The sequence below is a fragment of the Burkholderia sp. LK4 genome, assembly GCF_001043615.1.
In the GTDB taxonomy this organism is placed as follows: Bacteria; Pseudomonadota; Gammaproteobacteria; order Burkholderiales; family Burkholderiaceae; genus Burkholderia; species Burkholderia cepacia.
The window spans coordinates 231,167-256,729 of sequence record NZ_LDUL01000010.1 but is presented as its reverse complement, the minus strand read 5'-3'; the positions used below and the strand labels follow the sequence as shown (position 1 = coordinate 256,729).

General features: G+C 66.3%; 22 protein-coding genes. 18 read left to right on the top strand and 4 right to left on the bottom strand.

Translation table 11 applies throughout. The features are described from left to right. Window positions 1–110 precede the first annotated feature (110 nt). Both ligA and def read left to right on the top strand, forming a co-directional pair. Entirely contained in the window at window positions 111–2,186 is a 2,076-nt protein-coding gene (gene ligA, locus VK92_RS06745) for an NAD-dependent DNA ligase LigA (RefSeq protein ID WP_021159099.1), read from the top strand. Continuing rightward, window positions 2,183–2,716, top strand: coding sequence for a peptide deformylase (gene def, locus VK92_RS06740; protein ID WP_048020902.1), 534 nt, complete (start codon window positions 2,183–2,185; stop codon window positions 2,714–2,716). Before ligA ends, def begins: the two co-directional genes overlap by 4 nt. Window positions 2,717–2,805: 89 nt before the next feature. Here def and VK92_RS39185 read toward each other — a convergent pair whose 3' ends face one another. Genes VK92_RS39185 through map form a run of 3 tightly spaced genes read right to left on the bottom strand, consistent with a single transcriptional unit; the run spans window position 2,806 to window position 8,266 of the window. Beyond that, window positions 2,806–4,803 carry a pseudouridine synthase gene (locus VK92_RS39185; protein WP_063778372.1) on the bottom strand — a complete coding sequence of 666 codons (1,998 nt, stop codon included), beginning with the start codon at window positions 4,801–4,803 and terminating at the stop codon, window positions 2,806–2,808. A 16-nt stretch (window positions 4,804–4,819) separates the two neighbouring features. Beyond that, window positions 4,820–7,396: a [protein-PII] uridylyltransferase gene (locus VK92_RS06730; protein ID WP_021159102.1), complete on the bottom strand. Its 2,577-nt coding sequence runs from the start codon at window positions 7,394–7,396 to the stop codon at window positions 4,820–4,822. Window positions 7,397–7,450: 54 nt separating this feature from the next. Then, the gene (gene map / locus VK92_RS06725; protein WP_048020905.1) at window positions 7,451–8,266 is read right to left on the bottom strand and encodes a type I methionyl aminopeptidase; all 816 of its coding nucleotides are present in this window, start codon (window positions 8,264–8,266) and stop codon (window positions 7,451–7,453) included. A gap of 377 nt (window positions 8,267–8,643) precedes the next feature. Here map and rpsB point away from each other — a divergent pair, with 377 nt between their 5' ends. From rpsB to VK92_RS06645, 16 genes are all read left to right on the top strand, one after another. Continuing rightward, window positions 8,644–9,384, top strand: coding sequence for a 30S ribosomal protein S2 (rpsB, locus tag VK92_RS06720; protein ID WP_006483818.1), 741 nt, complete (start codon window positions 8,644–8,646; stop codon window positions 9,382–9,384). A 162-nt stretch (window positions 9,385–9,546) separates the two neighbouring features. Then, window positions 9,547–10,428, top strand: coding sequence for a translation elongation factor Ts (gene tsf, locus VK92_RS06715; protein ID WP_021159104.1), 882 nt, complete (start codon window positions 9,547–9,549; stop codon window positions 10,426–10,428). A 163-nt stretch (window positions 10,429–10,591) separates the two neighbouring features. Then, on the top strand, window positions 10,592–11,305 hold the full coding sequence (pyrH, locus tag VK92_RS06710; protein WP_011352459.1) for a UMP kinase: 714 nt from the start codon (window positions 10,592–10,594) through the stop codon (window positions 11,303–11,305). A 91-nt stretch (window positions 11,306–11,396) separates the two neighbouring features. Then, window positions 11,397–11,957, top strand: a complete 561-nt coding sequence (gene frr, locus VK92_RS06705) for a ribosome recycling factor (protein WP_021159105.1) — start codon at window positions 11,397–11,399, stop codon at window positions 11,955–11,957. Window positions 11,958–12,004: 47 nt separating this feature from the next. Beyond that, window positions 12,005–12,787: a polyprenyl diphosphate synthase gene (uppS, locus tag VK92_RS06700; RefSeq protein WP_006478494.1), complete on the top strand. Its 783-nt coding sequence runs from the start codon at window positions 12,005–12,007 to the stop codon at window positions 12,785–12,787. Next, entirely contained in the window at window positions 12,781–13,602 is an 822-nt protein-coding gene (locus tag VK92_RS06695; RefSeq protein WP_042974809.1) for a phosphatidate cytidylyltransferase, read from the top strand. Before uppS ends, VK92_RS06695 begins: the two co-directional genes overlap by 7 nt. A 15-nt stretch (window positions 13,603–13,617) precedes the next feature. Then, window positions 13,618–14,814, top strand: coding sequence for a 1-deoxy-D-xylulose-5-phosphate reductoisomerase (locus VK92_RS06690; protein WP_021159108.1), 1,197 nt, complete (start codon window positions 13,618–13,620; stop codon window positions 14,812–14,814). An 11-nt stretch (window positions 14,815–14,825) separates the two neighbouring features. Further along, entirely contained in the window at window positions 14,826–16,211 is a 1,386-nt protein-coding gene (rseP, locus tag VK92_RS06685) for an RIP metalloprotease RseP (RefSeq protein ID WP_048020907.1), read from the top strand. Between the two features lie 61 nt (window positions 16,212–16,272). Beyond that, a complete protein-coding gene (gene bamA / locus VK92_RS06680) occupies window positions 16,273–18,582 on the top strand; it encodes an outer membrane protein assembly factor BamA (protein WP_021159110.1) in 2,310 nt (769 codons plus the stop codon). Window positions 18,583–18,646: 64 nt separating this feature from the next. Next, the gene (locus VK92_RS06675) at window positions 18,647–19,144 is read left to right on the top strand and encodes an OmpH family outer membrane protein (protein WP_011549544.1); all 498 of its coding nucleotides are present in this window, start codon (window positions 18,647–18,649) and stop codon (window positions 19,142–19,144) included. A gap of 16 nt (window positions 19,145–19,160) precedes the next feature. Then, window positions 19,161–20,240, top strand: coding sequence for a UDP-3-O-(3-hydroxymyristoyl)glucosamine N-acyltransferase (gene lpxD / locus VK92_RS06670; RefSeq protein WP_021159111.1), 1,080 nt, complete (start codon window positions 19,161–19,163; stop codon window positions 20,238–20,240). Between the two features lie 129 nt (window positions 20,241–20,369). After that, on the top strand, window positions 20,370–20,837 hold the full coding sequence (gene fabZ, locus VK92_RS06665; RefSeq protein WP_021159112.1) for a 3-hydroxyacyl-ACP dehydratase FabZ: 468 nt from the start codon (window positions 20,370–20,372) through the stop codon (window positions 20,835–20,837). 58 nt (window positions 20,838–20,895) lie between these two features. Further along, window positions 20,896–21,684: an acyl-ACP--UDP-N-acetylglucosamine O-acyltransferase gene (gene lpxA, locus VK92_RS06660; protein ID WP_021159113.1), complete on the top strand. Its 789-nt coding sequence runs from the start codon at window positions 20,896–20,898 to the stop codon at window positions 21,682–21,684. A 3-nt stretch (window positions 21,685–21,687) separates the two neighbouring features. Further along, window positions 21,688–22,857 (top strand): lipid-A-disaccharide synthase, encoded by a 1,170-nt coding sequence (gene lpxB / locus VK92_RS06655; protein ID WP_042974811.1) that lies wholly within the window; start codon window positions 21,688–21,690, stop codon window positions 22,855–22,857. After that, window positions 22,854–23,498: a ribonuclease HII gene (rnhB, locus tag VK92_RS06650; RefSeq protein ID WP_021159115.1), complete on the top strand. Its 645-nt coding sequence runs from the start codon at window positions 22,854–22,856 to the stop codon at window positions 23,496–23,498. Before lpxB ends, rnhB begins: the two co-directional genes overlap by 4 nt. Then, the gene (locus VK92_RS06645) at window positions 23,495–24,271 is read left to right on the top strand and encodes a TrmH family RNA methyltransferase (protein ID WP_048020909.1); all 777 of its coding nucleotides are present in this window, start codon (window positions 23,495–23,497) and stop codon (window positions 24,269–24,271) included. Before rnhB ends, VK92_RS06645 begins: the two co-directional genes overlap by 4 nt. A 103-nt stretch (window positions 24,272–24,374) precedes the next feature. Here VK92_RS06645 and ppsR read toward each other — a convergent pair whose 3' ends face one another. After that, window positions 24,375–25,190: a posphoenolpyruvate synthetase regulatory kinase/phosphorylase PpsR gene (ppsR, locus tag VK92_RS06640; protein WP_021159117.1), complete on the bottom strand. Its 816-nt coding sequence runs from the start codon at window positions 25,188–25,190 to the stop codon at window positions 24,375–24,377. Window positions 25,191–25,563: the final 373 nt, after the last annotated feature.

The following is a 25,563-nucleotide window of genomic DNA, read 5'->3' as shown; positions in this document are numbered from 1 at the left end:
TCGCTGTTTGCGCTGCAGCACGCGCATCGGGCGCGTTTTGCGCGCCCCGCCACGGCGGCAAACTGAGATAATCGGGCATCCGATTTTCTCAGAACGAATCTGCCGCCAGCATGGCCCGAACCCAAGCCGAACCGCCAGCCAGCCAGCCCGACGCGCGCGCCGCGTGGCTGCGCGACCAACTCGAGCGGGCGAACTACGCCTACTACGTGCTCGATCAGCCGGATCTGCCCGACGCCGAGTACGACCGACTGTTTCGCGAACTGCAGCAGCTCGAAACCGATCATCCCGAACTCGTGACGCCCGATTCGCCGACGCAGCGCGTAGGCGGCGAGGCGGCCGGCGGCTTCACGCCGGTCGTCCACGACGCGCCGATGCTGTCGCTGAACAACGGTTTTACCGACGAGGACATCGTCGCGTTCGACAAGCGCGTCGCCGATGCGCTCGACAAGGCGACCGATCTCGCCGGTTCGGTGACGGAGCCGGTCGACTACGCGTGCGAACTGAAGTTCGACGGTCTCGCGATCTCGCTGCGTTACGAGCAGGGCGTATTCGTGCAGGCGTCGACGCGCGGCGACGGCACGACCGGCGAGGACGTGACAGAGAACGTGCGCACGATCCGCTCGATTCCGCTGAAGCTGAAGGGCAAGAACGTGCCGGCCGTACTCGACGTGCGCGGCGAGGTGCTGATGTTCAAGCGCGATTTCGCACGCCTGAACGAACGCCAGCGCGCGGCCGAGCAGCGCGAATTCGCGAACCCGCGCAACGCGGCGGCCGGCAGCCTGCGCCAGCTCGACTCGAAGATCACCGCGCAGCGTCCGCTGTCGTTCTTCGCGTACGGGATCGGCGTGCTCGACGGGATGCCGATGCCCGATACGCACAGCGCGCTGCTCGACTGGTACGAGTCGCTCGGCCTGCCCGTGAACCGCGAGCGCGCGGTCGTGCAGGGCGCCCAGGGTTTGCTCGACTTCTTCCGCAAGATCGGCGAGAAGCGCGAGTCGCTGCCCTACGACATCGACGGTGTCGTCTACAAGGTCAACCGGCGTGACGAGCAGGAGCGCCTCGGCTTCGTGTCGCGTGCGCCGCGCTTTGCGCTCGCTCACAAGTTCCCCGCGCAGGAAGCGCTGACGAAGCTCGTCGCGATCGACGTGCAGGTCGGGCGCACCGGTGCGATCACACCGGTCGCGCGCCTCGAGCCCGTGTTCGTCGGCGGTGCGACGGTGACCAACGCGACGCTGCACAACGAGGACGAGGTGCGCCGCAAGGACATCCGGATCGGCGATACCGTGATCGTGCGCCGCGCCGGCGACGTGATCCCCGAAGTGGTCGGTGCGCTGCTCGACCGGCGCCCGGCCGATGCGGCCGAATTCGTGATGCCGACCGAATGCCCGGTGTGTGGCTCGAAGATCGAGCGCCTGCCGGACGAGGCGATCGCGCGCTGCACGGGCGGCCTGTTCTGCCCGGCGCAGCGCAAGCAGGCGCTGTGGCACTTCGCGCAGCGCCGCGCGCTCGACATCGACGGTCTCGGCGAGAAGATCATCGACCAGCTCGTCGAGCTGAATCTCGTGCGCACGCCGGCCGATCTGTTCAATCTCGGCTTTGCGACGCTCGCCGAGCTCGACCGGTTTGCCGAGAAGTCCGCACAGAACCTGCTCGACTCGCTCGAGAAGGCGAAGCACACGACGCTCGCGCGCTTCATCTACGGGCTCGGTATCCGTCACGTGGGCGAATCGACCGCGAAGGATCTCGCGAAGCATTTCGGCTCGCTCACGCCGATCATGGACGCGTCGATCGAAGAGCTGCTCGAAGTCAACGACGTCGGGCCGATCGTCGCCGAGTCGCTCCACCAGTTTTTCGCGGAAGAGCACAACCGGACCGTGATCGAGCAATTGCGCGCGCCGGGCAAGGTGACGTGGCCGGAAGGGCCGCCCGCGCCGAAGGCGCCGCAGGGCGTGCTGGCCGGCAAGACCGTCGTGCTGACGGGCACGCTGCCGACGCTCACGCGCGATGCCGCGAAGGAAATGCTCGAAGCGGCGGGCGCGAAAGTGGCCGGTTCGGTATCGAAGAAGACGGATTACGTGGTCGCGGGCGCCGAAGCCGGCAGCAAGCTCGCGAAGGCCGAGGAACTCGGCATCCCCGTGCTGGACGAAGACGGCCTGCACCAACTCCTGGAGGGCAATACGCCATGATTCGCGAGATCCTGAAGATGGGCGATCCGCGCCTGCTCGAAGTCGCCAAGCCGGTCGAGCGGTTCGATACACCCGAGCTGCACGAGATCGTCGCGGACATGTTCGAGACGATGCACCATGCGAACGGCGCCGGCCTGGCCGCGCCGCAGATCGGCATCGGGCTGCAGATCATCATCTTCGGCTTCGGCAACAACAACCGCTACCCGGAAGCGCCGCCGGTGCCGGAGACCGTGCTGATCAACCCGAAGGTCGAGTACCTGCCGCCGGACATGGAAGAGGGCTGGGAAGGCTGCCTGTCGGTGCCGGGCATGCGCGGCGTCGTCAGCCGCTACGCGAAGGTGCGCTACAGCGGCTTCGACCAGTTCGGCGAGAAGATCGATCGTGTCGCCGACGGTTTTCACGCACGCGTCGTCCAACACGAATACGACCACCTGATCGGCAAGCTGTATCCGATGCGGATCACCGATTTCACGCGCTTCGGCTTCACGGAGGTGCTGTTCCCGGGGCTCGATCCGGCTTCCGACGACTGATCCCCCTGCTTTCCCGGTTTCTCGCAGACAAGAAAAAGCCCGCTTGCGCGGGCTTTTTCATTGCATGGCCACGTGTGGCGCGCCGGCGGTCAGAACGTCTCGTCGGCCGACAGATAGCGCCATTGCCCCTGCGGCAGTGCGCCGAGCATCACGCGGCCCATCCGGACGCGTTTCAGGCCGATCACGTCGAGACCCACCAGTTCGCACATGCGACGGATCTGGCGCTTCTTGCCTTCGCGCAGCACGAAGCGCAACTGCTCGCCGTTCTGCCAGCTCACCATCGCGGGCTTCAGCGCGACGCCGTCGAGCTCGAGGCCGTGGCGCAGCTTCGCGAGCGATTCCGCCGGGAAGTGCTGGTCGATGTCGATCAGCCGTTCGCCGAAGCGCACGCGCACCAGGTACTCCTTGTCGATATCCGACTGCTCGCCGATCAACTGCTTCGCGATCACGCCGTTCTGCGTCAGCACGAGCAGGCCGGTCGAATCGATGTCCAGGCGGCCGGCCGGTGCGAGCGCGTGCAGGTGCTGCGGCGAGAAGCGGACCGGCGAATGGTCGCCGCTCCAGCGGTTCGCGCGCGTGATCAGCACGGCTGCCGGCTCGTAGCCGTCTTCCGCCTGGCCCGACACATAACCGACGGGCTTGTGCAGCAGGATCGTCACTTGCGCGGCCTGCGCGGCGCTCGCGCGCTCGTCGATCTCGATCTTCTGGTCGGCGCGGACCTTGGTGCCGAGCGTGTCGATGCGTTCGCCGTCGACGAGCACCCAACCCTTCTCGATCCATTCGTCGGCTTCGCGGCGCGAGCACATGCCGAGCTCGGACATCCGCTTCGACAGGCGCATCAGGCCCGTTTCGTCGCCGTAGTCGACGTCGGCCGCCGCGCGCTTGACCGGTTGCGCGGTCTTGACCGCACCGAACGAGCGGCGTTCGCCGTCGCGTGCGGGGCGAGCCGGGCGGTCGCCGAAGCTGCGCTTTGCGCCTTCGGCGGGTGCCTTGTCGCGATAGGACGGGCGTTTGCCGTCGTCGGCACCTGCGCGGCGCGGACGGGCATCGTCATCACGACGCGGCGGACGATCGGACGACGGGCGGCGGTCGCCGAAGCTGCGCTTCGCGCCTTCGCCGGCTGCCTTGTCGCGATAAGACGGGCGTTTGTCGTCGTCGCCACCGGCGCGGCGCGGACGGGAATCGTCATCACGGCGCGGCGGTCGATCGGACGACGGGCGACGGTCGCCGAAGCTGCGCTTCGCGCCTTCGCCGGTTGCCTTGTCGCGATAGGACGGGCGTTTGTCGTCGTCGCCACCTGCGCGGCGCGGACGGGCATCGTCATCGCGGCGCGGCGGACGGTCGGACGACGGGCGGCGGTCGCCGAAGCTGCGCTTTGCGCCTTCACCGGCTGCCTTGTCGCGATAGGACGAGCGTTTGTCGTCGTCGCCACCTGCGCGGCGCGGACGGGCATCTTCATCACGGCGCGGCGGTCGATCGGACGACGTGCGACGGTCGCCGAAGCTGCGCTTCGCGCCTTCGCCGGATGCATTGTCGCGGTACGGCGCGCGTGCGCCGCCTTCACCACCCGCGCGACGCGGACGGGCGTCGTCATCACGGCGCGGCGGACGATCGGACGACGTGCGTCGATCGCCGAAGCTGCGCTTTGCCCCTTCACCGGCTGCCTTGTCGCGATAGGACGAGCGTTTGTCGTCGTCGCCACCTGCGCGACGCGGACGTGCTTCGTCATCACGGCGCGGCGGTCGATCGGACGACGTGCGGCGGTCGCCGAAGCTACGCTTCGCCCCTTCGCCGGCCGCGTTGTCGCGATACGGCGCGCGCGTGCCGCGTTCGGCACCGCCGTCACGCGGCGCACGCTTGGCCGGTGCGCGATCCGCGCCCGGGCGCTCGGCGCCTGCCGCGCCGCGCGGCTTGAACGAGCGTTCGCCGGCGGCGGCCGGGGACGCCTTCTTCGGGCGGGCCGGCTTGTCCCCTGCGGGCGGCGCAGCGGGACGCACCGCCTTGCGGGCGACGAGGCTGCCGGAGCGGACAGGGGCGCGGGTCGGCGACGCCGGCTTCGGATTCTTGACGGTTAGTTTGGTGCGCATAAACGCTGGAATTCATTCAGACTGCGATCGCACGCAGCAACTCGGTTTCAAGCTGGATCTGCAGGCGGTTGTCGGACAGGCCGGCACCCGCGAGCAGGAAGATGTCCTCGACGCGTTCGCCGAGCGTATTGATCCGCGCCGCATGGACGCCGATCCGATGCTCGGCGAGTACGCGCGCGATCGAATAGAGAAGGCCCGGCCGGTCGTTGGCCGACACGGACAGGATGTAGTACTGGCCGCGCTCGTCGGCCCGCAGGTCGACGCGCGGCGTGATCGGAAACGTCCGGGACAGCCTCGACAGGCGGCCCTTGGACGGCTCCGGCAGCGATGCGGTTTCGGTGAGCCGCGACGCGAGCTGTTGTTCGACGAGATTCGCGATGTCGCGGTAGCGCACGTCGCGTTCGGTCTGCGTGACGATGAAGTTGTCGAGCGCGTAGCCGTGCCGCGTCGTGCTGACGCGCGCGTCGAGCACCGACAGCCCGTTGCGGTCGAAATACGCGCAGATGCCCGCGAACAGGTCGGGCCGATCCTTCACGTACACGAGCACCTGAAGCGCATCGCCGATCGGCGACGGCCGCGCGCGGACGATCGCGGTTTCGGCGTTCACGTGCCGGTACAGCACGCGTGTCTGCCACGCGATGTCGGCTGCGTCGTGACGCAGGAAGAAGCCGACGTCGAGCTGGTCCCACAGTGCGCGATGGGCGTCGTCGGGCACGGTCTCGAGGCGCAGCAGCGCGAGCGCCTGCTCCTGCCGCGATTTCAACTCCGAATGCGCGTCGGGGTTGGCCCCGCCGAGCACCGCGAGCGTGATGCGGTACAGGTCCTCGAGCAGCTTGCCTTTCCACGTGTTCCACACCTTCGGGCTCGTGCCGCGGATATCGGCGACGGTCAGCAGGTATAGCGCGGTGAGGTAGCGTTCGTTGCCGACGACTTCGGCAAAGCGCTTGATGACTTCGGGGTCGCTCGTGTCCTGCTTCTGTGCGACCTGGCTCATCGTCAGGTGATGCTGGACGAGCCACACGATCAACGACGCGTCGTCGCCGGCGATGCCGTGCTCGCGGCAGAAGCGCCGCGCATCGGCCATTCCGAGCGTCGAGTGATCGCCGCCGCGGCCTTTCGCGATGTCGTGGAACAGCGCGGCGACATACAGCACCCACGGGCGCTCGAAGTTGCCGATCAACTGGCTGCAGAACGGATATTCGTGCGCGTGCTCGGCCACCGCGAAGCGGCGGATGTTGCGCAACACCATCAGGATGTGCTGGTCGACCGTGTACACGTGGTAGAGGTCGTGCTGCATCTGGCCGACGATGCGGCGGAAGTTCAGCAGATAGCGGCCGAGCACGCTCGTCTGGTTCATCAGCCGGAACGCGTGCGTGATCCCTTCGGGCTGCTGCAGGATCCGCATGAACGTGTCGCGGTTCTGCGGATCGCGGCGCCACGCGTTGTTCATGATCTCGCGCGAGTTGTACAGCGCGCGCAGCGTGCGGGCGGACAGGCCCTTCACGCCGCGGGTCGTCTCGTACAGCAGGAACGCTTCGAGGATCGCGTCGGGATGGCGCTCGAACACGCCGTCGTCGACGATCTCGAGCATCCCCTGTTTCTCGACGAAACGGTCGGGCGACAGCACGCGCGTGATGCCGCTCGTCGCGGGAAAGAGCTGCGCCTCGATGTTCTGGATCAGGATCGTCGCGAGCTGCGTGACGGCTTTCGCGGCCCAGTAATAGCGGCGCATCAGCTGCTCGCTCGCGCGCTTGGTCTGCGTCGGCTGGTAGCCGAAGCTCTCGGCCGCCTGCGTCTGCAGGTCGAACACGAGCATGTCCTGGCGGCGGCCGGCGATCACGTGCAGCCGCGCGCGCAGCGTCTTCAGGAAACCTTCGTTGCGGCGCAGCTCGCGCGCTTCGCGATCGGTGATGAGGCCGCGCGTGTCGAGTTCGCGCCAGCTGCTGCCGAAGCCCGCCGCGCGCGCGATCCACAGGATCGTCTGCAGGTCGCGCAGGCCGCCGGGGCTTTCCTTCACGTTCGGCTCGAGGCTGTACGGCGTGTCCTGGAACTTCGCGTGGCGCTGGCGCATCTCGAGCACCTTCGCGGTGAAGAACGCGCGGGCGTCGAGCGCCTCGTGGTAGCGCACCGTGAAGCGCTCGAACAGCGCGGTGCTGCCGACGATGCGCCGTGCTTCCAGCAGGGACGTTTGCACCGTGACGTCCTGCGACGCCTCCTCGATGCACTGCGCGACCGTGCGCACGCTGCTGCCGATCTCGAGGCCGAGATCCCACGCCATCCCGATGAAGCGCTCGATGCGCGCGTCGAGCGCCGGGTCGTGCGCATCGGGCAGCAGCACGAGGATGTCGACGTCGGAATAGGGCGCGAGCTCGCCGCGCCCGTAGCCGCCGACGGCGACGAGTGCGAGCGTCGCGGGCAGCCCGCAATCGTCCCACACGCGCTTGAGCGCATCGTCGGTGAGTTTCGACAGCGCGTGCATCAGGGACGCGACGTTCGTCGCGCGGCGAAAGCGCTCGAGCATCTCCGTCTTGGCGGCCTTGAATTCGGCGCGCCGCGACAGCGCGTCGGGCGAGGGGGCGGCGTGAGCGCTCATGGGCAGCCGGTCAGGTGCGGGTGGTGCGGGTAGGGCGGGCTGGCGCGAGAGCGCTCAGACCGCGGCGGCCGGTTGCGTGAACACGGGGCGCGCCGGCGTGCCGGCCGACACGGTCAGCACCTCGTAGCCGGTTTCGGTGACGAGCACCGTGTGCTCCCACTGCGCCGACAGGCTGCGGTCGCGCGTCTTGACGGTCCACTGGTCGGGCATCGTGCGGATGTCGCGCTTGCCGGCGTTGATCATCGGCTCGATCGTGAAGATCATCCCGGCCTTCAGTTCGATGCCGGTGCCCGGGCGGCCGTAGTGGACGACCTGCGGATCCTCGTGGAACACCGTGCCGATGCCGTGGCCGCAGTATTCGCGCACGACGCTGTAGCCTTGCGCTTCCGCGTGCTTCTGGATCGCGTAGCCGATGTCGCCGAGGTGCGCGCCGGGCTTGACCTGGTCGATGCCGAGCCACATGCACTCGTAGGTGGTCTGCACGAGGCGCTTCGCGAGGATCGAGCCCTCGCCGACGATGAACATCCGGCTGGTGTCGCCGAAGTAGCCGTTCTTGATCACGGTGATGTCGATGTTCAGCGCGTCGCCGTTCTTGATCACCTTCTCGCCGGGAATGCCGTGGCAGATCACGTCGTTGACCGAAATGCAGGTGGCCTTCGGGTACGGCGGGTAGCCGGGCGGCTGGTAGTTCAGCGGTGCCGGGATCGTGCCCTGTTCGTTGAGCATGAACTCGTGGCAGAGGCGGTCGAGTTCGGCGGTCGTGATGCCGGCGACGACGTGCGGCGTGATGAAGTCGAGCACTTCGCTCGCGAGACGGCAGGCGACGCGCATCTCGGCGATATCGTGTTCGTTTTTGAGCGTAATAGCCATCGAGGTATGCCTGGAATGCGGTGAATTGACGGATTATCGCACCTTCTGGCAGGCGTCGCAGCCCCTGCCGGCGGTGCGGATGCGGGTTTTCGCGGATTGTCCGGCCGGCTGCCGCGCGGCAAGCGAAAGTGGTGAGCGACTTGAGAGCGGACAAATCGGCGTGCTATACTCTTTGGCTAAGTCGACATCCAAATGCCGTAGTGCCCCGTTGCGGGGCGGCATCGCGGTGAAAGGCTTACGGCACGGGCGTTTTGCACGTGCCGAATCGCAAGCCGGCGCAACCAGGGTGCCGGCCGCGCGGAAATCGTGCCTTTCGGGGCAGGTTCGTGCGGCGGTACGGCGGCCGGCTTAAGACCCAACCCTCGTGGAGAATTTACATGGCAGTTACGATGCGCCAAATGCTGGAAGCGGGTGTCCACTTCGGTCACCAGACGCGCTTCTGGAACCCGAAGATGGCTCCGTTCATTTTCGGTCACCGCAACAAGATTCACATCATCAACCTCGAAAAGACGCTGCCGATGTTCACGGACGCACAGAAGTACGTGCGCCAGCTGGCAGCGAACCGCGGCACGATCCTGTTCGTCGGCACGAAGCGTCAGTCGCGTGACACGATCGCCCAGGAAGCGCAGCGCGCGGGCATGCCGTACGTCAACGCACGCTGGCTCGGCGGCATGATGACCAACTTCAAGACGCTGAAGGTATCGATCAAGCGCCTGAAGGACATGGAAGCGGCAGTCGAGGCAGGCGAGCTCGAGAAGATGAGCAAGAAGGAAGCGCTGCTGTTCGAACGCGAAATCGCGAAGCTGCAGAAGTCGATCGGCGGCGTGAAGGACATGGGCGGCATTCCGGACGCAATCTTCGTCGTCGACGTCGGCTACCACAAGATTGCCGTCACGGAAGCGAACAAGCTGGGCGTGCCGGTCATCGCCGTGGTCGATACGAACCACTCGCCGGAAGGTGTGGATTACGTGATCCCGGGTAACGACGACTCGAGCAAGGCAGTCGCGCTGTACGCCGAAGGCGTGGCCGACGCGATCCTCGAAGGCCGTGCGAACGCGGTCAACGAAGTGGTCCAGGCCGCACGCGGCGACGACGAGTACGTCGAGGAAAACGCGTAACTGGCCCCGAGCCGGCGCAAAAAGGGGGCTCTCAACAGGCCCCCTTTTTTTAAGCTTGTGCGCCGGACCTGATCGCGCCGAATCGGCGCGGGTCCGGAAACGATTTTCGGCCGTTCGCGTCCAAGCGGGCGGCGTTGTGAATACAGACTCAAGGAGCGAATGATGGCGGCAATTACCGCAAGCATGGTGGCAGAACTGCGCGCGAAGACCGACGCACCGATGATGGAGTGCAAGAAGGCGCTGACGGAAGCCGACGGCGATCTGGCCAAGGCTGAAGAGCTGCTGCGCGTCAAGCTCGGCAACAAGGCAAGCAAGGCGGCATCGCGCGTGACGGCAGAAGGCGTCGTCGCATCGTTCGTCGGCGGCAACGCAGGCGCGCTGGTCGAGCTGAACTGCGAAACCGACTTCGTCGCGAAGAACGACGACTTCCTCGCATTCTCGAAGACGGTTGCAGAACTCGTCGCGACGCAGAACCCGGCCGACGTGGCAGCGCTGTCGGCACTGCCGCTCGAAGGCTCGACGGTCGACGCAGTGCGTCTGGCCCTGATCGGCAAGATCGGCGAGAACGTCTCGATCCGCCGTTTCGTCCGTTTCGAAACCGCGAACAAGATCGCAACGTACCTGCACGGCGCGCGTATCGGCGTGATCGTCGAGTACACGGGCGCGGAAGAGCAGGTCGGCAAGGACGTCGCGATGCACATCGCGGCAATGAAGCCGGTCGCGCTGTCGTCGGCTGACGTGCCGGCGGAACTGATCGAGACGGAACGCCGCGTGGCCGAGCAGAAGGCTGCGGAATCGGGCAAGCCGGCCGAGATCGTCGCGAAGATGGTCGACGGCAGCGTCCAGAAGTACCTGAAGGAAGTGTCGCTGCTGAACCAGACGTTCGTGAAGAACGACAAGCAGACGATCGAGCAGATGCTGAAGGCAGCGAATGCGGCAGTGCAGAAGTTCGCGCTGTTCGTCGTCGGCGAAGGCATCGAGAAGCGCCAGGACGACTTCGCCGCCGAAGTGGCCGCGCAAGTCGCAGCAGCAAAGCAGCAGTAAGCCGTAAGCAGTCAGGCAGTATCCGCGGCGGGCGTCCGCTCCGCCGCGGTCGGCGCCGCCGCCGGCCGGCCGGGAAACCCGGTTCGACCGTCGGCGCTTGCCCGAATCAGTATTTCGCCCCTACAGTTCGTGGTTGTCATCCTCTCGTCGCTCGGAAGCCCCTATGTCCAATGCCTATAAACGCGTCCTCCTCAAACTCTCCGGCGAAGCGCTGATGGGCGACGATGCCTTCGGCATCAATCGCGCGACGATCGAACGGATGGTGGCCGATATCGCCGAAGTCGTGCGTCTCGGTACGCAGCTCGCGGTCGTGATCGGTGGCGGTAATATTTTCCGCGGTGTCGCGGGTGGCGCGGCCGGCATGGATCGCGCGACGGCGGACTACATGGGGATGCTCGCGACGATGATGAACGCGCTGGCGCTGCAGGACGCGATGCGCCACGCCGGCATCGAGGCGCGCGTGCAGTCCGCGCTGCGCATGGACCAGGTCGTCGAGCCGTACATCCGGCCCCGCGCGATTCGCCAGCTCGAGGAAGGCCGCGTCGTGATCTTCGCGGCCGGTACGGGCAACCCGTTCTTCACGACCGACACGGCCGCCGCGCTGCGCGGTTCGGAAGTGGGCGCCGAGGTGGTGCTGAAGGCGACCAAGGTCGATGGCGTATATTCTGCCGATCCGAAGAAGGATCCGTCGGCCACGCGCTACACGACGATCACGTTCGACGAGGCGATCAGCCGCAACCTGCAGGTGATGGACGCGACGGCCTTCGCGCTGTGCCGCGACCAGAAGCTGCCGATTCGCGTGTTTTCGATCAACAAGCCGGGCGCGCTCAAGCGCATCGTGCTGGGCGAGGACGAAGGTACGCTCGTCCACGTGTAAACTCCCGCGGATGCGGGCCATCGGCCGCGGCGCGCCGGACGCGCCGGGCAGGGCCCGCGTTCTTTGAAGGTTAGAAGGTTCGGAGGTTGAAATGAGTGTCGCTGATACCAAGAAGGGCGTCGAGCAAAAGATGCAGCGCTCGATCGAGGCGTTCAAGAACGATCTGGCAAAGATCCGTACGGGCCGTGCACACACCGGTCTGCTCGATCACGTGCAGGTCGACTACTACGGGTCGATGGTGCCGATCTCGCAGGTCGCTAACCTGACGCTCGTCGATGCGCGCACGATCGGCGTGCAGCCGTGGGAAAAGAACATGGTCGCGAAGGTCGAGAAGGCCATTCGCGAAGCCGACCTGGGCCTGAACCCGGCGACGGCCGGCGACCTGATCCGCGTGCCGATGCCCGCGCTGACGGAAGAGCGCCGCCGCGAACTGACCAAGGTCGTCAAGAGCGAAGGCGAAACGGCCAAGGTCGCGATCCGCAACCTGCGCCGCGACGCGAACGAAGCGCTCAAGAAGCTCGTGAAGGACAAGGAAATCTCGGAAGACGACGAGCGCCGTGCGAGCGACGACGTGCAGAAGCTGACCGACAAGCACGTCGCCGAAATCGACAAGCTCGTGCAGACCAAGGAAGCCGAGATCATGACGGTCTGACGACCGTCCTCGCGCGCCGCCTTCTTCCCGCAACTGTCTCAACGGCCATGACCTATACCAGCTCTACCGTTCGCGTGCCTGACGTCGGTGTCGTGCCGCGTCACATCGCGATCATCATGGACGGCAACGGCCGTTGGGCGACCGAACGCCGCTTGCCGCGCGTCGCGGGGCATACCCGCGGCGTCGATGCCGTGCGGGCGGTGGTCGAAGGCTGCGCGCGCGCCGGCGTCGAATACCTGACGCTGTTCGCGTTCAGTTCGGAAAACTGGCGCCGGCCGAACGACGAAGTGTCGTTCCTGATGCGGCTCTTCATCACCGCGCTCGAGCGCGAGGTCGGCAAGCTCCATGCGAACGGGATCCGCCTGCGTGTCGTCGGCGATCTCGACCGTTTCGAGCCGCGCATCCGCGAACTGATTCGCCGCGCCGAAACCAAGACGGCGCGCAACACCCGTCTTACGCTCACCATCGCGGCCAACTACGGCGGCCGGTGGGACATCCTGCAGGCGACGAAGAAGCTCGTCGAGCAGGCCGTGCGCGAAGGGCGCGAGGTCGAAGTGACCGAGGACGCGTTCGCGCCGCACCTGGCGATGGCCTATGCGCCGGAGCCCGATCTCTTCATCCGTACCGGTGGCGAGCAGCGCGTCAGCAACTTCCTGCTGTGGCAGCTCGCGTACGCCGAATTCTATTTCACCGACAAATACTGGCCGGATTTCGACGGCGCGGCACTGGCCGACGCCATGGCGTCGTATACGGAGCGCGAACGTCGTTTCGGCCGCACGAGCGCACAGCTCGAACCGCAATCGCAGAACGCCGACTCCCTTTCATGCTGAAAACCCGTGTGATCACGGCGATCGTGATGCTGGCGGTGCTGCTGCCGGTGACGCTGTTCGCGCCGCTCACCGCGTTCGGCGCGCTGATCGGCGTCGTGCTCGTGTTCGCCGCGTGGGAATGGGCGCGCCTGCTCAAGCTCGGCGGCGCCGGCCCGGTCGTCTATGCCGTCGTCGCGGCGCTTGCGCTCGCGGCAACGGTGCCGCTCGGCGTCGATGCGGCTTCGTCCCGTCCCCTTTTCATGGCAGCCGGCGTGTTCTGGCTGCTGGTCGGCCCGTTCGCGCTGCGGCGCAAGCCAGAACTCGCGGGCGGCGTCTGGCGGCCGTTCCTGCTGGCGGCCGGCCTCGTGGTCTTTGCAGCCTGCTGGCATGCGCTCGTCGCGGCGCGCGCGCTGGGCGTGCCGTTCGTGCTGTCGCTGCTTCTGGTCGTCTGGCTGGCCGATATCGGCGCATACTTCGCGGGCAAGGCCTTCGGAAAGCGTAAACTGGCCGTCACGATCAGTCCCGGCAAGAGCTGGGAAGGCGCGATCGGGGGCTGGCTCGCCGTGATGGTCGTCGCCGGTGTCGCGATGGTCGTGCACGCGTTCGAGCCGACCCTGTTTTCCGCGTTCGCCGTGCGTTACGGGATGCCCGGTGCGTGGGCCGCACTGACGCTGCTGGTCGCGTACAGCGTGATCGGCGACCTGTTCGAGTCGCTGCTGAAGCGGCAGGCGGGCGTGAAGGATTCGAGCGGACTGCTGCCTGGCCATGGCGGCGTGCTCGACCGTGTCGACGCGCTGCTTCCGGTGCTGCCGCTCGCGATGCTGCTGCTTGGTTAAACCACTATTTCTGTTATGCAAAAACGTCTGACATTGCTCGGTTCCACGGGCTCGATCGGAGACAGCACGCTCGACGTGGTCGCGCGCCATCCCGAGCGCTTCTCGGTCTACGCGCTGACCGCACACCGCAACGGCGACAAGCTGGTCGAGCAATGCCTGCGCTTCGCGCCTGAAGTGGCGGTGGTCGGCGATGCCGCGACCGCCGCACAGGTCGAAGCGAAGCTGCGTGCGGCGGGCAGCAAGACGACCGTGCTGCACGGGCCGCAGGCGCTCGTCGACGTGTCGAAGAGCGACGGCTGCGACACGGTGGTCGCGGCGATCGTCGGCGCGGCCGGCCTCGCGCCGAGCCTCGCGGCCGCGCGCGCCGGCAAGCGCATCCTGCTCGCGAACAAGGAATCGCTGGTGATGTCGGGCGCGATCTTCATGGACGCCGTGCGCGACCATGGCGCGATCCTGCTGCCGGTCGACAGCGAACACAACGCGATCTTCCAGTGCATGCCCCGCGACGAGAACGAGCACGGCGGGATCTCGAAGATCATCCTGACCGCGTCGGGCGGCCCGTTCCGCACGCGCGAGCCGGCCACGCTCGTCGACGTGACGCCGGACGAAGCGTGCAAGCATCCGAACTGGGTGATGGGCCGCAAGATCTCGGTCGACTCCGCGACGATGATGAACAAGGGTCTCGAGGTGATCGAGGCGCACTGGATCTTCGGGCTGCCGGGCGACCGGATCGACGTGCTGATCCATCCGCAGAGCGTGATCCATTCGCTCGTGTCGTACCGCGACGGCTCGGTGCTCGCCCAGCTCGGCAACCCCGACATGCGCACGCCGATCGCGCACGCACTCGCGTTCCCCGAGCGCGTCGATGCGGGCGTCGATCAGCTCGACCTCGCGCAGATCGCCCAGCTGTCGTTCGAGAAGCCCGATTACGCGCGCTTCCCGTGCCTCGCGCTCGCGCTGAAGGCACTCGAGGAAGGCGGTATCGCGAGCGCCGCATTGAACGCGGCGAACGAAGTGGCGGTCGAAGCGTTTCTCGCGCGCCGCATCGGCTTCATGGCGATTGCGGCGACGGTCGACGCCGTGCTCAACACGCTGCCGAACCGCGCGCCCGACGGGCTCGACGACGTCCTGGCGGCGGATGCAGAGGCACGCCGCCTCGCCGCCGAGATCATTGCCAAAGCGCCTGCGCCACGCGTGGAGCGTACTGTCTGAATGGGGTGCTCATGAACGTGCTGGTCGAACTGATCGCGTTTGCGGTGGCGATCGGGGTGCTGGTCGTCGTGCATGAGTACGGACATTATCGCGTCGCGCGCTGGTGCGGCGTGAAGGTGCTGCGTTTCTCGATCGGCTTCGGCCAGCCCGTCGCGCGCTGGGTCAGCCGCCGGACGGGCACCGAGTGGACGCTGTCCGCGTTGCCGCTCGGCGGCTACGTGAAGATGCTCGACGAGCGCGATCCCGGCCCCGGCATCCCGCCCGAGGAACTCGGCCAGGCGTTCAACCGGCAATCGGTCTACAAGCGCATCGCGATCGTCGCGGCCGGCCCGATTGCCAACTTCCTGTTGGCAATCTTCCTGTTTTCCGTCGTATTTGCCACCGGCGTGACCGAGCCGGCCGCGATCGTCGCGCCGCCGGCCGCCGGTACGGCGGCGGCGCGCGCGGGCTTCGACGGTGGCGAGGCGATCGTGTCGATCCGCAACGTGCGCACGGGCGACGCGCAAGGCGGCGAGTCCGAGCCGGTAAGGTCGTGGTCGGACCTGCGCTGGAAGCTGCTCGCGGCCGCGTTCGATCACCGCGAGATCGTGCTTGGCGCGCGCGACGGCAACACGACGTTCGATTTCCGCGTCGACCTGCGCAACGTTCCCGAAAGTCAGCTCGACGACGATTTCATGGCCCGTCTGGGTTTCGAGGCCGGCGGCGGCACGCTGTCGATCGCGACGGTGCAGCCCGGCAGCGCGGCGGAGCAGGCGGGCCTGAAGTCCGGCGACAAGCTGGTCGCGCTCGACGGCAAGCCGATCGGCGGCGCGACGCGCTTCATCGATTTCGTGAAACACCATGCAGGCAAGCCGCTCGAGCTGCAGATCGAGCGCGACGGCGCCGCGCAGACGGTGTCGATCGTGCCGCAGATGCAGCGCGACGATGAATCGGGGCAGCAGGTCGGCCGTATCGGTGCGGCGCTGTCGATGCACGCGCCGTCCGTCGACGTGCGTTACGGGCCGATCGAGAGCCTGCGGCTCGGCGCGCACCGCACGTGGGACATCTCCGTGTATTCGCTGCGGATGTTCGGGCGCATGATCACGGGCAACGCGTCGCTGAAGAACCTGTCCGGCCCCGTGACGATTGCCGACTACGCGGGCAAGAGTGCGCGGCTCGGTCCGTCGGCGTTCCTGTCGTTCCTCGCCCTTGTCAGCATTAGCCTTGGCGTCCTGAACTTGTTGCCGATTCCCGTTTTGGACGGGGGGCATCTGTTATATTATGCGGTTGAAGCCGCGACCGGGAAAGCCGTCTCGGAGCGCTGGCAGCTGATTCTGCAAAGAGCCGGGTTGATCTGCATCGTCGCGTTGTCGGCGATCGCGCTGTTCAACGATCTGGCTCGGTTAATCCATTTCTGAAGCGTCAGGCGGCGGCCGCAGGGCAGTCGCCCGATTTGATGCAGCTAAATATTGGGGATGCATGTTGTTCAAACCTCATCGTTTTGTACCTAAGACAGTTGCAGCGGCCGCGCTCGCCGCGCACGGCCTCGCGGCGCATGCAGCGGCACCGTTCGTGGTGCAAGACATCAAGATCGAGGGGCTGCAGCGCGTCGAAGCGGGTTCGGTGTTCGCCTACCTGCCGATCAAGCAGGGCGATACCTTCACGGACGACAAGGCATCCGAAGCAATCCGCGCGCTGTACGCGACGGGCTTTTTCAACGACGTACGCATCGCCACGCAGGGCAACGTCGTGATCGTGCAGGTGCAGGAGCGTCCGGCCATCGCGTCGATCGACTTCACCGGCACGAAGGAATTCGACAAGGACAACCTGACGAAGGCGCTGCGCGCGGTCGGCCTTGCCGACGGCCGTTATTACGACAAGGCGCTCGTCGACAAGGCGGAGCAGGAGCTCAAGCGCCAGTACCTCACGCGCGGTTTCTACGCGGCCGAGGTCAAGACGACGGTCACGCCGGTCGACGCGAACCGTGTGTCGATCCTGTTCGCGGTGGCCGAAGGCCCGAGCGCGAAGATCCGCCAGATCAACTTCATCGGCAACAAGGCATTCAGCACCAGCACGCTGCGCGACGAGATGCAGCTGTCCACGCCGAACTGGTTCTCCTGGTACACGAAGAACGACCTGTACTCGAAGGAAAAGCTGACGGGCGACCTCGAAGCGGTGCGCTCGTACTACCTGAACCGCGGTTATCTCGAGTTCAACATCGATTCGACCCAGGTGTCGATCTCGCCCGACAAGAAGGACATGTACCTGACGGTCACGCTGCACGAGGGCGAGCCGTACACGGTGTCGGGCATCAAGCTGTCGGGCAACCTGCTCGATCGCGAGGCCGAACTCAACAAGCTGATCAAGATCAAGCCGGGCGATCGCTTCTCGGCCGAAAAGCTGCAGCAGACCACCAAGTCGATCGTCGACAAGCTCGGTGAATACGGTTATGCATTCGCGACCGTCAACGCGCAGCCGGACATCGACCAGGCGAACCACAAGGTGAACCTGAACCTCGTCGTCGATCCGAGCCGCCGTGTGTACGTGCGCCGGATCAACGTCGTCGGCAACACGCGCACGCGCGACGAAGTCGTGCGCCGCGAAATGCGCCAGCTCGAAAGCTCGTGGTTCGATTCGAACCGCCTCGCGCTGTCGAAGGATCGCGTGAACCGTCTCGGCTACTTCACCAACGTCGACGTCACGACGGTGCCGGTCGACGGCACGAACGACCAGGTCGACGTGAACGTGAAGGTCGATGAAAAGCCGACCGGCGCGATCACGCTGGGCGCCGGCTTCTCGTCGACGGACAAGGTCGTGCTGTCGGCGGGCGTGTCGCAGGACAACGTGTTCGGTTCGGGTACCAGCCTGTCGGTGAACGTCAACACCGCGAAGAGCTACCGCACGCTGACCGTCACGCAGGTCGACCCGTATTTCACGGTCGACGGCATCAAGCGGATCACGGACGTCTACTACCGCACGTACCAGCCGCTCTACTATTCGACGAGCTCGAGCTTCCGGATCATCAGCGCGGGCGGCAACCTGAAGTTCGGCATTCCGTTCTCGGAAGTCGACACGGTCTACTTCGGCGCCGGCTTCGAGCAGAACCGTCTCGACGTCGATTCGAACACGCCGCAGAGCTACCAGGATTACGTGAACGAGTTCGGCCGCGTGTCGAACACCGTGCCGCTGACGGTCGCGTGGTCGCGCGACGCGCGTGACAGCGCGCTGATTCCGAGCCGCGGCTACTTCACGCAGGCGAACATGGAGTACGGCGTACCGGTCGGCAAGATCCAGTACTACAAGGCCGACCTGCAGGCCCAGTACTACTATTCGTTCTCGCGCGGCTTCATCCTGGGCCTGAACCTGCAAGGCGGCTACGGTAACGGTATCGGCAACCCGTACCCGATCTTCAAGAACTACTACGCGGGCGGTATCGGCTCCGTGCGTGGCTACGAGCCGAGCTCGCTGGGCCCGCGCGACACGAAGACGAACGACCCGATCGGCGGTTCGAAGATGCTCGTCGGCAACATCGAACTGACGTTCCCGCTGCCGGGCACGGGCTACGACCGCACGCTGCGCGTGTTCACGTTCCTCGACGGCGGTAACGTGTGGGGCAACGCGCCGGGCGGCACGAGTACGGGCGCCAACGGCCTGCGTTACGGCTACGGTGTGGGTCTCGCGTGGATCTCGCCGATCGGCCCGCTGAAGCTGAGCCTCGGCTTCCCGCTGCAGAAGCACGAAGGCGACCAGTACCAGAAATTCCAGTTCCAGATCGGGACGGCGTTCTGACCGAACGCATGACAACAGCAACGAGAGGGTAATTTTGCTAACCGGTAAGTTTTCGAAACGAGTGATGTGCGCGCTGACCGTTGCGCTGGCCTTGGGCGCGGCAACGGTGCACGCACAGGACGTCGCCCGCATCGCGGCGGTCAATTCGGATCGGATCCTGCGCGAGTCGGCGCCCGCGAAGGCGGCGCAGACGAAGCTCGAAGCCGAGTTCGCGAAGCGTGACAAGGATCTGCAGGATCTGGCGGCACGCCTGAAGTCGATGTCCGATTCGCTGGACAAGAACGGCGCGTCGCTGTCGGCGGCCGACCGCGCGCAGAAGCAGCGCGATCTCGCCCAGCTCGATACCGACTTCCAGCGCAAGCAGCGCGAGTTCCGCGAAGACCTGAACCAGCGCCGCAACGAGGAACTGGCGGCCGTGCTCGAGAAGGCGAACAAGGTCATCAAGCAGATCGCCGAGCAGCAGAATTACGACCTGATCGTGCAGGAAGCCGTGTACGTCAGCCCGCGCATCGACATCACCGACAAGGTGCTCAAGGCGCTCGCGTCCGGCTCGACGAACTGAACGGAGCAGACGACGAATGGCATTGACGCTTGAGGAACTCGTAAAGCGGTTCGGCGGCGAGATCGCCGGCGACGCACAGTGCAAGGTGGGCGGGCTCGCACCGCTCGACCAGGCAGGCCCGCAGCAACTCGCGTTCCTCGCGAATCCGAAGTACCTGTCGCAGGTCGAGTCGACCCGCGCCGGCGCGGTGCTGATCGCGCCGAAGGATCTGGAAAAGCTGGGCGCGGCCGCGACGGGTCGCAATTTCATTGTCACGCCGAATCCGTACGCGTACTTCGCGCGCGTCGCGCAGATGTTCATCGATCTGGCCACGCCGCAGCGTGCCGCCGGCGTGCATCCGAGCGCGACGATCGATCCGGCCGCGCAGGTCGCCGCGAGCGCGGTGATCGGCCCGCACGTGACGGTCGAGGCCGGCGCGGTGATCGAGGACGGCGTGCAGCTCGACGCGAACGTCTTCATCGGCCGCGGCACGACGATCGGCGCGGGCTCGCACATCTATCCGAACGCGTCGGTGTACCACGGCTGCAAGGTCGGCCCGCGCGCGATCATCCATGCGGGTGCCGTGATCGGCTCCGACGGTTTCGGCTTCGCGCCGGATTTCGTCGGCGACGGCGACGCGCGCACCGGCAGCTGGGTCAAGATCCCGCAGGTCGGCGGCGTATCGATCGGCCCGGACGTCGAGATCGGCGCGAACACGACGATCGACCGCGGCGCGATGGCGGACACCGTCATCGACGAATGCGTGAAGATCGACAACCAGGTGCAGATCGCCCACAACTGCCGGATCGGCGCCTACACGGTGATCGCCGGCAAGGCGGGCATCGCGGGCAGCACGACGATCGGCCGCCATTGCATGATCGGCGGTGCGGCAGGGATCGCCGGCCACGTGACGCTCGGCGACTATGTCATCATCACCGCGAATTCGGGCGTCTCGAAGTCGCTGCCGAAGGCCGGCATCTATACCAGCGCGTTCCCGGCCGTCGACCACGGCGAATGGAACAAGAGCGCCGCGCTCGTGCGCAACCTCGACAAGCTGCGCGAGCGCATCAAGGCGCTCGAAGCCGCGCTCGCCGCCCAGGGCGGCACGGGCGCCTGAGCGCATCATGCGAGACCTCGAACCGGGCACGGCCAGCGCAACCGGCCCGGTTTGCCAGACTGGGCCGCACGGCGGCCCGCTTCAGCCTTTGCATCACCACCGCGCAGCCTCTGCGTGAGACGAACCATCATGAGCACTGAAAAAATCAATCTCGACATCCACAAGATCCTCACGCTGCTGCCGCATCGCTACCCGATTCTGCTCGTCGATCGCGTGCTCGAACTCGAGCCGCACAAGGGAATCAAAGCGCTGAAGAACGTGTCGATCAACGAGCCGTTCTTCCAGGGGCATTTCCCGAAGCGGCCGGTGATGCCGGGCGTGCTGATCCTCGAGGCGCTCGCGCAGGCCGCGGCGCTGCTGACCTTCTCGGAAGAGCAGCCGAAGGATCCGGAGAACACGCTGTACTACTTCGTCGGGATCGACGGCGCGCGCTTCAAGCGTCCGGTCGAACCGGGCGACCAACTGATTCTGAACGTGACGTTCGAACGCTACATCCGCGGCATCTGGAAGTTCAAGGCGGTGGCGGAAGTGGACGGCAAGGTGGCGGCGGAAGCCGAACTGATGTGCACGGTCAAGACGACCGACGTGGCGCCCTGAGCGACGCGGCACGCACAGGCAACGCAACGCGACACATCACATCGAGAGGCAACGGCGCATGACCAGGATTCATCCCACCGCGATTGTCGAACCGGGCGCGCAGATCGACGAATCGGTAGAGATCGGCCCGTACGCGATCGTCGGCCCGCACGTCACGATCGGCGCGCGCACGACGATCGGCTCGCACAGCGTGATCGAAGGCCATACGACGCTCGGCGAGGACAACCGCATCGGCCATTACGCGTCGGTCGGCGGCCGTCCGCAGGACATGAAGTACAAGGACGAGCCGACGAAGCTCGTGATCGGCAGCCGCAACACGATCCGCGAATTCACGACGATCCACACGGGCACCGTGCAGGACGGCGGCGTGACGACGCTCGGCGACGACAACTGGATCATGGCCTATGTGCACATCGGTCACGATTGCACCGTCGGCAGCCACGTGATCCTGTCGAGCAACGCGCAGATGGCCGGCCACGTCGAGATCGGCGACTGGGCGATCGTCGGCGGGATGTCGGGTGTCCACCAGTTCGTGCGCATCGGCGCGCATTCGATGCTCGGGGGCGCTTCGGCGCTCGTGCAGGACATTCCGCCGTTCGTGATCGCGGCGGGCAACAAGGCGGAGCCGCACGGCATCAACGTCGAAGGGCTGCGTCGGCGCGGCTTCTCGCCCGATGCGATCTCGGCGCTGCGCAGCGCTTACCGCCTGCTGTACAAGAACGGCCTGTCGTTCGAGGAAGCGAAGGTGCAACTGCGCGAGCTCGCGGAAGCGGGCGGCGACGGCGACGCGGCGGTCAAGGCGTTCGTCGAGTTCATCGACGCGTCGCAACGCGGCATCATCCGCTAAGCGATGCCGCTTCCGACCACTCAGCTCCGGCTCGCGATGGCGGCCGGCGAACCGTCGGGCGACCTGCTCGGGGCGTCGCTGCTCGGCGGGCTGCGCGAGCGGCTGCCCGAATCGGCCCAGTATTACGGGATCGGCGGGCAGCGGATGATCGCGCAGGGCTTCGACTCGCACTGGCAGATGGACAAGCTGACCGTGCGCGGCTACGTCGAGGCGCTCGGCCAGATTCCCGAGATCCTGCGGATTCGCGGTGAGCTGAAGCGCCAGTTGCTCGCCGAGCGACCGGACGCATTCATCGGTATCGACGCGCCCGACTTCAACTTCAGCGTGGAACAGGCCGCGCGCGATGCCGGTATCCCGTCGATCCACTTCGTGTGCCCGTCGATCTGGGCATGGCGCGGCGGCCGGATCAAGAAGATCGCGAAGTCCGTCGATCACATGCTGTGCCTGTTCCCGTTCGAACCGGCGATTCTCGACAAGGCAGGTGTCGCCTCGACCTACGTCGGCCATCCGCTGGCCGACGAGATCCCGCTCGAACCCGACATGCACGGCGCACGCATCGCGCTCGGATTGCCGGCCGACGGCCCGGTGATCGCGGTGCTGCCGGGCAGCCGGCGTTCGGAAATCGCGCTGATCGGCCCGACGTTCTTTGCGGCAATGGCGCTGATGCAGCAGCGCGAGCCTGGCGTGCGGTTCGTGATGCCGGCGGCGACGCCCGCGTTGCGCGCGCTGCTGCAGCCGCTCGTCGACGCGCATCCGCAGCTTGCGCTGACGCTCACCGACGGCCGCTCGCAGGTCGCGATGACGGCGGCCGACGCGATCCTCGTGAAGAGCGGCACGGTCACGCTGGAAGCCGCGCTGCTGAAGAAGCCGATGGTGATCTCGTACAAGGTGCCCTGGCTGACCGGGCAGATCATGCGCCGGCAGGGGTACCTGCCGTACGTCGGCCTGCCGAACATCCTGGCGGGGCGTTTCGTCGTGCCCGAGCTGCTGCAGCATTTCGCGACGCCCGAGGCGCTCGCCGATGCGACGCTCACGCAGCTGCGCGACGACGCGAATCGCCGCACACTGACCGAAGTCTTCACCGAAATGCATCTTTCGCTGCGGCAGAACACGGCTACGAAGGCGGCCGAAGCGGTCGTGCGCGTGCTCGAACAACGCAAGGGGCGCGCATGACCGCAGTACGTGCATCACGCCGCCGCGCGTCGAGCGACGTGCAGGACGGTTTCGATTTCAGCCGGCCCGACGAGATCGTCTGCGGTGTCGACGAAGCCGGCCGTGGCCCGCTCGCGGGGCCGGTGGTGGCCGCCGCCGTGATCCTCGATCCGGCGCAGCCGATCGACGGGCTCGACGATTCGAAGGCACTGTCCGCGAAGAAGCGCGACGCGCTGTACGACCTGATCGTCGCACGTTCGCGCGCGTATTGCGTCGCGTCGGCAAGCGTCGACGAAATCGACACGCTGAACATCCTGCACGCGACGATGCTCGCGATGAAGCGGGCGGTCGAGGGCCTGTCGCTGCTGCCGACGCTCGCGCAGATCGATGGCAACCGCTGCCCGACGTTGACGGTGCGTGCCGAGGCGATCGTCAGCGGCGATGCGCTCGTGCCGAGCATCTCGGCCGCGTCGATTCTCGCGAAGGTCACGCGCGATCGCATGCTCGTCGACCTGCACGAACGTTTCCCGGTGTACGGCTTCAACGTCCATGCGGGCTACGGCACCGCGAAACATCTTGCCGCGCTGCGCGAGCACGGGCCATGCGAAGCGCACCGGCGCTCGTTCGCGCCGGTTCGCGCGGCACTCGACCTGATTCGATGAAAAGCATTACTTCCCGCGACAACCCGCTGTACAAGCGCCTGAAGGCGCTCGCGGGTTCGACGCCCCATCAGCGCCGCAGCGGCCAGGCGCTGCTCGAAGGATTCCATCTCGCGAGCGCGTACCTCGATACGGGCGCGACGCCCGAGCTGTGCGTGGTGACCGAAGGCGCACTCGGCCACGCGGAGGCGCAGGCGATCGTCGCGCGCATCGATGCGCAACGGATCGTCACACTGCCCGACGCGCTGTTCGGGCAGTTGTCGAACGTCGTCAACGGCGTCGGCTTCCTGCTGCTCGTCGACCGGCCGGCGCAACCGCTGCCCACTCGCGTCACGCATACGTCGGTCGTGCTCGACGGCGTGCAGGACGCCGGCAACGTCGGCTCGATCCTGCGCAGCGCGGCGGCCGCGGGCGTGCGCCACGTGTTCTGTGCGCCGGGGACCGCGTACGCATGGTCGTCGAAGGTGCTGCGTTCGGGCATGGGCGCGCACTTCCTGCTGTCGATCCACGAGGATGTCGAAGCCGGTGAACTTGCCGAACGCCTCGATGTGCCGGTTGCGCTGACCGACTCGCACGGCGCGCAGGCGATCTACGATTGCGACCTGTCGGGCCCCGTGGCGTGGGTGTTCGGCAACGAGGGGGCAGGCGTTTCCGCGTACTGGCGCGAGGTGGCCACGCATCGCGTGACGATTCCGCAGCCGGGCGGGATGGAGTCGCTGAACGTCGCAGCCGCGGCGGCGGTGTGCCTGTTCGAGCAGGTGCGCCAGCAGCGGTGAGCGTGGCGCCACGCTCGCGCATTCCCCGCACCACGAAAAAAGGCCGCGTTCGACGCGGCCTTTTTGTTTCCGGCGGCGGCAGGGCGGCCGCCGGCGCTCGACCTTAGTACGACTGCCGGTCGAGGCGGACTTCCTGCAGGATCGTCGTCGCGATTTCCTCGATCGACTTGTGCGTCGACGACAGCCACTTGATCCCCTCGCGGCGCATCATCGCTTCCGCCTCGTTGATTTCGTAGCGGCAGTTCTCGGGTGCGGCGTACTTGCTGCCCGGGCGCCGCTCGTTCCGGATCTCCGACAGGCGCTGCGGGTCGATCGACAGCCCGAACAGCTTCTCGCGGTGCGAGGCGAGCGCCGACGGCAGCTTGCCGCGTTCGAAGTCTTCCGGAATCAGCGGATAGTTCGCGGCCTTCACGCCGTACTGCATCGCGAGATACAGGCTCGTCGGTGTCTTGCCGCTGCGCGACACGCCGACGAGGATCACGTCGGCCTCCGACAGGTTGCGGTTCGACTGGCCGTCGTCGTGCGCGAGCGAGAAGTTGATCGCCTCGATCCGGGTCTTGTATTCCTCGGTGTCCGCGTTCTGGTGGCCGCGGCCCATCGCATGGCTCGACTTGAGCTCCAGCTCCTGTTCGAGCGGTTCGACGAAGCGCTGGAACATGTCGAGCACGAGCGCGTTCGAGCGTTTGACGATGTCGTTCGACTCGCTGTCGACGAGCGTCGTGAACACGATCGCGCGGCGGCCGTCGTGCACGGCGGCCTCGTTGATCTTCTCGACGGTCGCATAGGCCTTGTCGAGCGAGTCGACGAACGGCACGCGCACGAGACGGAATTTCTGGTCGAACTGGGAGAGGATCGAGTGCGCGAAGGTTTCGGCAGTGATCCCGGTACCGTCGGAGACGATGAATACGGTAGGCAGCATGAATCTGGGCGTCGAGCGTGAAGGGCGGTTGCGCGGGCGGCTGGAGGGTCGCCTCCAGACGCAGTGACAAGGTCGCGCCACATCCGGCAGCCGGCACGGTAGAATAGCGGCAACCTGTTGGATAAGCAATTGCGGGGGCAGGGCGCGAACGGCGCCCCAGGCTTTGCCGCTCGATTCCATAATTCCCGGCAAGTTTGGCGATTTGTCTGCAAATATCGCCCTTCTGCCGGGATTTTTGCAAATCGGGTCGGAAGATTTTCGCCACTGCGAGTGTTTCTCCAACAGGTTGCGCAAGACGCGCCGCGCCTTTTTGCAAGCGCCCGCGTCCGAGCCCACTTGCGCAATCGAGCATTTTTTTCACACTTAGGGGCTT